This window comes from Sulfobacillus sp. TH-112, from assembly GCF_057473405.1.
In genome coordinates, this window is the sequence record NZ_JBYCKN010000161.1 from 1 (window position 1) to 9,740 (window position 9,740).

Annotated in this window: 9 protein-coding genes; 1 reads left to right on the forward strand and 8 read right to left on the reverse strand. The window is 51.9% G+C overall.

The genetic code is table 11. The features are described 5' to 3' along the window. The coding region (locus ACOJWD_RS11250; protein WP_486993325.1) for an MFS transporter at positions 1-1,366 on the reverse strand (1,366 nt) is incomplete at its 3' end. A gap of 142 nt (positions 1,367-1,508) precedes the next feature. Between ACOJWD_RS11250 and ACOJWD_RS11255 the strand changes: the two genes are divergently transcribed. After that, positions 1,509-2,657 carry a geranylgeranyl reductase family protein gene (locus ACOJWD_RS11255; RefSeq protein ID WP_486993326.1) on the forward strand — a complete coding sequence of 383 codons (1,149 nt, stop codon included), beginning with the start codon at positions 1,509-1,511 and terminating at the stop codon, positions 2,655-2,657. A 104-nt stretch (positions 2,658-2,761) separates the two neighbouring features. Here the strand turns inward: ACOJWD_RS11255 and ACOJWD_RS11260 are convergent, their stop codons facing one another. The 7 genes from ACOJWD_RS11260 to ACOJWD_RS11290 all read right to left on the reverse strand — a co-directional run. Continuing rightward, positions 2,762-4,735 (reverse strand): hypothetical protein, encoded by a 1,974-nt coding sequence (locus ACOJWD_RS11260; RefSeq protein ID WP_486993327.1) that lies wholly within the window; start codon positions 4,733-4,735, stop codon positions 2,762-2,764. A gap of 20 nt (positions 4,736-4,755) precedes the next feature. Then, positions 4,756-5,739, reverse strand: a complete 984-nt coding sequence (locus tag ACOJWD_RS11265; protein WP_486993328.1) for an archaeosortase/exosortase family protein — start codon at positions 5,737-5,739, stop codon at positions 4,756-4,758. Next, positions 5,726-6,049 (reverse strand): hypothetical protein, encoded by a 324-nt coding sequence (locus tag ACOJWD_RS11270; protein ID WP_486993329.1) that lies wholly within the window; start codon positions 6,047-6,049, stop codon positions 5,726-5,728. The genes ACOJWD_RS11265 and ACOJWD_RS11270 overlap by 14 nt, the downstream gene beginning before the upstream one ends. A gap of 38 nt (positions 6,050-6,087) precedes the next feature. Continuing rightward, positions 6,088-6,774 carry a class I SAM-dependent methyltransferase gene (locus ACOJWD_RS11275; RefSeq protein WP_486993330.1) on the reverse strand — a complete coding sequence of 229 codons (687 nt, stop codon included), beginning with the start codon at positions 6,772-6,774 and terminating at the stop codon, positions 6,088-6,090. Continuing rightward, positions 6,764-7,564, reverse strand: a complete 801-nt coding sequence (locus tag ACOJWD_RS11280; protein ID WP_486993331.1) for a glycosyltransferase family 2 protein — start codon at positions 7,562-7,564, stop codon at positions 6,764-6,766. The genes ACOJWD_RS11275 and ACOJWD_RS11280 overlap by 11 nt, the downstream gene beginning before the upstream one ends. A gap of 92 nt (positions 7,565-7,656) precedes the next feature. Then, positions 7,657-8,460: a hypothetical protein gene (locus ACOJWD_RS11285; protein WP_486993332.1), complete on the reverse strand. Its 804-nt coding sequence runs from the start codon at positions 8,458-8,460 to the stop codon at positions 7,657-7,659. A 41-nt stretch (positions 8,461-8,501) separates the two neighbouring features. Continuing rightward, positions 8,502-9,740: HD-GYP domain-containing protein (locus ACOJWD_RS11290; protein WP_486993333.1), on the reverse strand; the 1,239-nt coding region annotated here is incomplete at its 5' end.

Below are 9,740 nucleotides of genomic sequence, written 5' to 3' on the forward strand. Positions count from 1 at the left end.
TGCCAGTGTCTTCTGACAGGCCACCTACCTCTTCGAGGGATCGTCCAGCCGGTTCAGGGAGAAGAAAGGTCAATCCCAATCCCACCATCGAGAGAATGAAGGTAATGAACATGGTCCGGTTGAGACCCAATGTCCCTTCAAGAACTGGGAATAAAAATACCCCGATGAACGCGCCGAGCTTTGCTACCCCCGCCGAAATACCGTTTCCAGTGGCGCGCAGGGTCACAGGAAAGAGTTCAGAAGATAGAACAAAGGTGGTGGTATTGGGACCGAATTCGGCAAAGAAGTAGCTCACACCGAAGACCAGGAGAAAGGGAATCACCATGGTCGTCAGATGAGGAACCAATGCGATCGCGCCAAATGCGGAGCCCATGATCAAAAACCCGATCCATTGCAGTCGCTTATGCCCCACTTGATCAATCTTCAAAAATGCTAAGGCATATCCTGGCACCGCCGCAATCACAAAGATCATGAGGGACCACGCCATATTGCTAATATCGGTCGAATGTGGAGCCACCGCTTTCAACACGAGCGGGAGAGAAATTGAGTTCCCATAATACGCATAATCAAATAGGAACCAGGTGCCGGCGGTACCAATCAATGTCAACAATAGCCGACGGCTACGAAAGATATCACGATACCCCAATTTTTGCGCTTTAATGTCTGACGACACCGATGCCCCATCCGTCGATCCGGCCATTTTCCGCAGATTGTCAGCAGCCGTCTGTGCTTGTCCTTTAACCTGCGCGGTATACCGTGGAGATTCCGGCATGCGACGTCGAAAGTAAATGATGGTCGCCGCTGGTACGGCGCCCAATCCTAACATCAAACGCCAAGCGAGATCAGGATGAATTCCCGAAGCCAGCAAAGTCAATGCCACAACGGGGCCAGCGACCAATCCAATAGCTTGCATGGAAAACACGATCGCGACCATACGGCCACGATTCTTGACATTGGCATATTCACTCATTATGACCGCACTGACGGGATAATCCCCGCCAATACCCAACCCCAAGATAAATCGGGCCACCAAAAGCCAAATCAAATTCGGGGAAAATGCCGAGAGCAGTGCACCTACCGTCATGAGGGCCGCTTCTAGTCCATAAATCCGCTGCCTTCCCCACACGTCGGAAATGCGACCGAAAATAAAGGCTCCTAAAAAGGCTGCCAAAAGCGCCATCGATCCCACCAAGCCAATCATCAGCTTGTCGGGATGCCATTGTCCTTTGATTAAAACAACTGCCGCGCCAATAATGAAGAGATCGTAAGCATCTGTAAAATATCCCATTCCGGCGATAAAAGCGGCCTTGAAGTGAAATACTCCCAGCGGTGCATCATTTAAGGTATCGGTCACGGACTTTGGCATGATGAGCTCCTCCGGTATGTTAAGTTATTATTATTATCTCGGGACTAGATTAATTTCCTGTTACCAGCATGTTAAGATTGTGTTACGTCGCTCGCGTGGCCAGGAAACCCCTGACAGGTCTTGCCATTTGGCTTGCGAAAGGATGAATACAATGCAGTCCTATGATGTCATTGTGATTGGTGCCGGGCCATCTGGATCGACAGCAGCCCGCGTGCTCGCCTCAGGAGGATTTTCGGTCCTCATGCTAGAGCGCGAGTCCCTTCCTCGCATCAAGCCTTGTGGAGGAGCTCTCACGCATCGCGCCCTGGCGCTATTACCTCCCGGATATGAAGACCAGCTACGGCATGAAGCCACTGAATGGACATTCCATGGCAAAAACCTGCCGCCGACCACGATTCAGCGCCCTTCGCCCTATTGCCATATCGTGGAGCGACAATATTTTGACCAATTTCTTGCTCAGGAAGCAGAAATTGCTGGTGCTCACCTGAGAACGCACGAACCCGTCACCATGGTAGTGAGAACTCCCGACGGATTTGAGGTCAACACGACCAAAGAGGCCTATCGCTGTTCATTTCTGGTAGCCGCCGATGGAGCTCATGGCATCACTGCTAAACATCTAGGACTGGCTCGACCGCGATTGGGAGCAGCCATCGAAGCCGAAGTGGAAGTAAGCCGTGCGATGGCGGAACACTATGCTCATCGGGTCGCCATCCACGTGGGAGACTATCCCTGGGGCTATGCCTGGGTCATCCCTCGCAATAATATTCTCAACATCGGGGTCGGATCGTTTCGCGCGCAATCATTTCCGTTGAAAAAACGCTTCTTTCAATTTGCCCGTGACATTGTGGGCAATGTCGATCTTCGCCCGATGGCTCACCCTCTACCCTATCGCTTGCGCTATGTATCTCCGGTACTCGGACGGGCACTTTTTGTCGGTGACGCCGCGGGACTTATGGACGCCTTCTCGGCCGAAGGCATCTTCTCGGCTATCCGCTCAGGCCAACTGGCAGCAGAGGCGCTCATCCGCCATGTGAAAGCGGACGTATCGCTTGATAGCTATAGCCAACAACTGTACCAAGAGTTTTGGCCGTCTCTCAAGTCCGCGGTAAAAATGGGGATGCTCTTTTACCCGTGGGTGGGATTTTGGTCTAAGGTATTTAGTCAAAACCAAGACCTTCTTAACGACTACTTAGGCGTCGCAATGGGGGACGTGTCATACCAGGCCCTGCAACACCACACCGAAAAAGCTCTGCTTAAACACCCGAGCATACTGATCTCCCATCATGTGTAAAGAGCCCATCTCCCCGCTAGCGGCAGGCACGTGAGGGAACAGTCGTCGTCCTGCACCCCATCAACAACACGACGTCCCCGCGAGTATCGCCCATCAAACGCACCCTATATCGGGTTCTTGAGGTTTTCCAATCGGTAGACGGTCAAATTGGGGCTATGATAATAGACGGGCATTGGCCCATATCTCTTTTCCCAGTCTCTGATCCAATGGTGTAAGAGGGCCACTTCACGATTGTCTGTCGCCTGAATGGCCGCCTTGCCTGGAACATCAGGTACATGCACCGTATTGGGAACGAAGAAGAAGATATACCGCTGATCCAGCGCATAGGCAGGTGTCCCTGCTACATGGTAGTGCGGCCAACGGGAACTGGGACTCACATGGGCTGACCATAATGTCGGAGAATATTGATACCCCTGGTTGACCGCATAGGCATAGCTTCCTAGCGATACCACAATCCAGCTAAAATTCGGCAGCGTCATTTCGATATGAACATATTCTCTGGTATAAGCATCGGTCTGCATGCTATAGGAACTAAACGGATGAGGAGGATTAAGAATAATGACGCGCGTCAGCGCGGCGGCAGAAATCACAAACAAGCTTAGAGCCGCGAGGCTCCGTCGCACCCCCAATTTTTCCAGCGCCTCCTGAATGGCGGCCACGCCGAGACCAATTCCTAGCACCTCCGCCATGGCAAGAAATTCACCCGAACGAATCGCTAGTACATAAGAGTCGATTCCCACCCGCGGCAATTGCACAATGCCTTCGGAAAACAGCAATAATAAGAAGGCGGTGGCGGGAAGACCCATTTCCCAGAGATCGTCATACCACAATAATTTCGTAATAAAAAGTGCCCCAATGCCCGCAAGAGCCACCCACACCATGAGCGGTATTGGTGGCAATCCGCCACCTTGGGTTTGGGACAAAAGAAAGGGCGTGGCGGTTCCAATGAGAGGCACCCCCATCATATAGGGTATGCCGAGCGGTAAGATACTGATGAGGGCAGCCATGGGCACCATCCATAAATAGCGCCGTAAGATCTTCTTGGCCGTTCCGGTCACGATCCATGCTCCAAGAGTCGCTGCTACCGCAGCCAGTGCGGCATTTAACAGCGCAATCGGGTGGGTCAAGCCGACCACCGCTAATAGCGAGGACGCAGCAAGAACGTAACCCGGTTTGCGTGTCACCCACGATTGAAACACCAACCACGCTGTCGGTAGCACCAACATGTTGCCAAATTCCTGGCCCTCGGCCATCATTTGCCGTACTCCATAATAGGGCATCAAGTGGGGCATTAACCCGTATAGGGCACCCGCCACAATAGCGGGTACTGCTCGTCCAGAGAAACGATAGGTGGACCACATCACCGACGCGGTCATCAGGGTACCCACAAAAGCCCCAAAGAACTTAATAAAGACAATGGCATTAGCATGGGTGAGACTCGCCAATTCGGCCATCACAATATAGTAACCCTGGGGATAGAGCCCATTCGGAAAAAGCGTATTCACCTGAATGCCTTTGACCCAAGCCAGCGTTTCGGAGGCGTCGGAAAAAAACAGCGCTGCTTGGTGCCAATCATCGGCGAATCGCAGCCAGGCCGTCCCTGCCATAATGGTCAAAATCGCCAACAGGAAGACGTATGCCAGCGGTGATCGCGTCCAAGTGAAAAGGGCCGGCAAGGTGGATCCCCATTGCTCACGGGACCGAGTCCACTGGTGTTTAACCCAGTCAAAACCGGATAGCGTTTCGTAGATCCCCACACTCATCTGTTGCCCACGACTGAGTTGATATCGCCGCGACTGCTGACGATGCAAGATCGCACCGGTCACCGCAAGAAGAACCAAGAGCCCAGCCCCACTATAGAGATGGATCACGTCAATCACATATCCTATTCCCATCATCCATAGCAACATGAGCGTCAATCGTGCCATCCACTGATCAGGACCATCCACCTCAAGCGGTGGAAAGACCAAGGCCGCGAAGAGGCCCAACACTACAACGCTTCCCACAACAATACGAAGCATTCCAAAAATCATGACATGGGTCGGCAAGGCAACCGCTAACGTGACAATAAGGACCAATCCTCCACCGAAAAATGCAACTAACCGCCAAACGGACTCACGATGACAACGAAGACAATCGCTAATCCGAGAGCAATCCCTAAAGCCAGGGGGAGGCGCTGGGGATGAATGCGAGCGGTGTCTGTTGGTTGATTTGTCACCCGCATTCCCCCATACCCTAAAAGGACCACCACTAATAGCACAAACATGACGGGACCGATCAAGGGATGCACGACCGAAAAAGCCCAAAATACTCCTGCCACATGCGTCACCCAAAAGATAATAAAAATACGTACGGCATTAGCCCAAAAGGCTACCACGCACCCTAGGGTGATAATGAGCGCTTTCCGCCACCAGGAAATGTCAAATATGATCAGCACGATAGGAAAAAGGACCAACAGTGCCAAGAGGCTATCCGACCCACTACACGAAGCCGTGACATTGATTGCAACCCATTGATGGGTATCGCGCACCGCAAATTCCACCGGCATTTTGCTCACCGTTACAATCCAGGAGAGGCCATGGGAAAACCACGACAATGCTTGGTATGACCACCGCTCGAGATAGGGATTCATGGCATTAATGATGCGAATGAAGAGCGGTGGCCAACATAAGTACAGGTACAGAGCAGGAAGCGTGACGAGCGCCACATACTCTTCACCGAAGAGTACCCACACTGAAAACAGCGACCACAGTGGCCAGAGGAGTAAGACCAAGTTTTTGAGCGAAACCGAGGCGGGATCGCCCCCAAAAAACGCAAGCCCTCCCGCCAACAACACGACGGCCAGTGAAACCCAGCCAGGGCGAGACTGTGTAGAGTTCGATTGACGGTGTTGCATGCGCCAATACATCCAAAAGAACCCCAAGATGGGAATCCAGATGAGATACGCTTCGGGGACGTCCTTCAAAGAATCTGTAACTAGTCTCTCTGCATATAAGAAAAAGGGGATTACCAAGATGGTTAGTCCCCAGAGATACGCTTTCCATTGCAACGAGGTATCCATTTTCATGCTATTGATTCGCAACGAGCCTCTTTCGTCGATAAATAACCCATCCTGTAGCGACAATCGCTAGTGGGAACAACGCCGCATAGGGTGTTTCCGGGGCTGAATGATGCCCCCCACCGTTGTTACCGCCGCCGTTGTTTCCGCCGCCGTTGTTTCCGCCACCGGGACCGGGAAAGATACCACCAGGGGAGCCACCGTTACCACCAGCCGCAAGCAGTGTCCCATGTGCAGGAATGCTGGCCGCATACGTGATAGGGGTGCTCGCTGCGACCATAGCGCCGACCGCCACAATGCCAATTAATCCTTTACGTATCCATTGTCTTTTCATGTCGAAAAAATCTCCTCTCTCCTTAATCTGCCATCAAATTATACAGAATGATGACGGCGTTTACTATTATTAGTCAAAATATTTTCCTTTCGTGCCCAATAGAGTTGATTTAATCCCCAGACAAAGCGTTTGGATCCTTCCAATTGAAATCCTGTCGAATCAAGCAGGGTCTGCATGGATCTCCGAGAAATCCCCCAAACCTCTCCCTGTTCGTGGTGACGATGACTCTGGTCGGGATCCACGCGATGGCGTATTCGATGCACCCAATACGACAGCGTCGGGGTCAGCATGGTCATGATAAGAAGACCATCTTGGGTCAATATCCGCCCGCACTCGCGAAGTAACAACTCACGTTCCGGGATATGATTTAATGCCGCGAGAATCGTAATAGTGTCAAACGTACGATCGGCAAAAGGAAGGGTGCCATCGCCCGAAAGGACCACATCAACGTGTCCCCAGTCCACGACATCTACGCCCACTCCATTACCATACGCACGCACCAAGAGATTATCTCCGCACCCTATATCCAAAAGCCGCCCCGTGATCTTGGGATATACAGCATAGAACCGCTCCATATCCAAAGGAGTCAAATGATATTTGACTGCCTTCGATGCAGAAGTCATCGCCAGCCAAGGAAAGCAAAGACGATCACGAATCCACTGACCCATCGATCGTTTGGTATGCAGTCGTGCTATCCAATAGTCCTCGAGTCCATCAAAAAACATCGAAATGACCTTCCGTATCGGGTATATTAGCCGTCTCATCGAACACCATGAGGTGACTTGACCAGGCTTCACGCTCGGTAATACGAATATGGTGCGAAACGCGCCACCAAGCTAACACGGCAGAGCGAGCATTGTTGAATCCATGGTAAATGCGGGTACCTTCCCGATATACGGGCACATGAATGATGATGTTATTTTGGACCCGCCATCCTCTTCGCGGGACAACTACTGCCATCTCCTGCTCACAACCATAGTCCACCGCGTTCAAATACGGCAAGATATCGTCCATCACCGTCGCCGTCATGGCTCGAAATCCACACTCCGCGTCCAGGTATGGAAATCCACTCCACCGTCTAGCCCACCAGGTTAAGAACCGATTCCCCACCAGTTTAAATCGAGGATATTGTTCAAATGTTCTCAGCCCCAACGAGACGTCCGTCTCCTTCTGCCGCAGGGGCGCCACCAGTCGTTCGATATCCCGAGCGTCGTGTTGACCATCAGAATCCATCGTCATAATAATATCGCCCGGGGCAATCTGGCCACGCCGGAGTTCTTCGGAAAGCAGGAGGAACGCGGTAATCAAGGCTCCGGACTTACCACGGTTGGTGCGATGACTAACAAAGAATAGCTCAGGATGTTGGAAGGAATAAGCCCTTAAAAGGTCTCGTGTACGATCACGCGACCCATCGTCAATCACGACAATTCGGTCCACATAGCCTTGTAGGCCGGATAATACCTCTAATAACGTGGACGCTTCATTGTAAACCGGCAGTACCATCACAATCTGCACGAGCGACATCCTAGCGTAAATTGACCCCATGCGTTCAGAGGCCTATCTACCACTATATAAAGAAATCTTTAGGAACCATGAATTTTAACGGGCTAATTCCTCGGTGCAGAAATAATGCGTCCGCCGCGGGTTCGAATGGCCTCGGCATAATTAAAAGGTGCAGCATAGGGCAAAAATCCATACCGCGTAGCATCGTCCACAAAATGCAACAGCTCTTGCTTTTGCCCTAATGTCTCGCCGGCATTTTGGGTCAGCATCAGATTGGTCCATCTGTGCTCGGCTCTCATCTTTCCTAAATATTCGATTACGGCAAGGCACCAGGGTTCCTGCAATACTTGAGTGGTCAGGTGACCTTCCCAACATACGCCATCAATATAGGGAGCAATCATCGGAACAACTTGCCAAAGCCCATTATTCACGATGAGACCGCGATCCCCAATCCATAGGCGCATCATCCGCACTAAATCAGCCACCCCCGGGACCAGCCAGCCCGATTGGCCTGCCAATTGCTCATCCTCCACGTCGCCCAGCGTATCAATAAAGAAGCCATCCCATCCTTGACGACTGAGTCTTTTAAAGTGATTCTCGAGATATGTTCTCCACCGCAGTGACTCGGGCAGTGCAATCCAATTTCCAAAGGGCTCTTTGACCCAGCGCTTTCCTCCTACGACGAGATAATCCTCGTCGCGAAGGTCCACCTCGTCGGCTTTCCAAGAGGGTATTTCAAGACCGCTCACATAGGCAAGACAGGTCACATGTTTGGATTTCAACTCTCTCAATAGGGGAGTGCTCCATCCCGCTGGTTCTAAAATCGCAATATCAAACTCTTCAATGGCATCCATCGGCCCTCTCCCGTAATACACCACAAAGGACCGACCTTGCATGCGTTCAGCCACAGCTGTATTCCTCCCTCACGTGTCGTCCGATAAATCCCATCTTAAGTGGGCGTCTGGGGACGAATTCCCGCGTCCTGGTATAAATCGATAAGGAGTTGAATAACTTGGGGATCGATTTGTCGGCCCGATAGTTGTTGCACGTCATACAACGCTCTTTCCACTGTGAGTCCCTGACGATAGCTTCGATGGGAAATCCGGGCGACGAACTGCTCCGCACACGCGACCAGTCGTCCTTCTTCGCACAACTGCTCCCCTTTGAGACCATCCGGATACCCTAACCCGTCCCATCGTTCGTGATGTTCACGCACAGCGCGTACCACAATTTGAGGTAGCACACTCTCCGGCAGCCCCTCCAAAAGCTCGGCACCAACCGCCGGATGTTGTTGAATCGTTTGACGCGCCTGTTCTGCCAAATTGCCGCCTTGGCTAGTGAGGTCCAGTGCCACGGTGACCATCCCAATATCATGCAATCGACCAGCCATCTCGACGTGGCGTACCCGATTCTCGGGCCACTTGGCTTTCATGGCCAAACGGGCCGACAACTGTGCCACCTGTCGATGGTGATTTTTGTTGTAGGGGTCTGCTTCATCCAATAACGTCGCCGCGGTGAATAAGGCATTTAAATAATTCTTCGCCATCGTCGCTGCCGCCCCCCGGCTGAGCAAAGAATTTTCTAAGCTCTCCGCCAGGTAACGAAGGGTCTGCATGAGCGATTCAGAACGTCGGACCACATCCACGGTGGACAAACACAAAACACCTGCTGCACCGTCCGCCGCATTTAACGGAATGGCAATTAATGTTCGAAATCCCATGTCTAAAAATGGCTCGGGCAGTTCCTGATTCTCCCACACTGCAAATCGATAGGATCGGGCACTACGATAAAGTGTTTCAGGGCGCACACGTTCCGCCAACTGCCGCCCTTGGCCAATATTCCATAACATGTCGACACTGAGAGCATCATCCCAGGTAGCGAGATATCCATCCGCACTTTTCAGAACGTCCGAACCTAATCCCGACAGCAGCCCCACTAAATGCGGTATTTGCCACAACAGATCTTGGCGCGAGCGACGGACATCAGGAATTAAACGCGGTTCATCGGACGTCGGACGTTTGGATGCGAAAAAGATCAGATTTAAAACCGGTTCCACTTGCTTGAGCCACGCCTGGACTTTGTTGCGATCACCTTCCCGAAAGCGAAATTTCTCACCCACCGACAGGCGAAATACCGTGCGAGGTCCAAAACCTAACTGTAATACCCCATCGATTAATTGTACGCCCCA

Bases quoted from the DNA above. Each gene is read 5' to 3' on its own strand.
- ACOJWD_RS11270 (WP_486993329.1), bottom strand. From the start codon at position 6,049: ATGAAAAGACAATGGATACGTAAAGGATTAATTGGCATTGTGGCGGTC.
- ACOJWD_RS11255 (WP_486993326.1), top strand. From the start codon at position 1,509: ATGAATACAATGCAGTCCTATGATGTCATTGTGATTGGTGCCGGGCCA.
- ACOJWD_RS11275 (WP_486993330.1), bottom strand. From the start codon at position 6,774: ATGTTTTTTGATGGACTCGAGGACTATTGGATAGCACGACTGCATACC.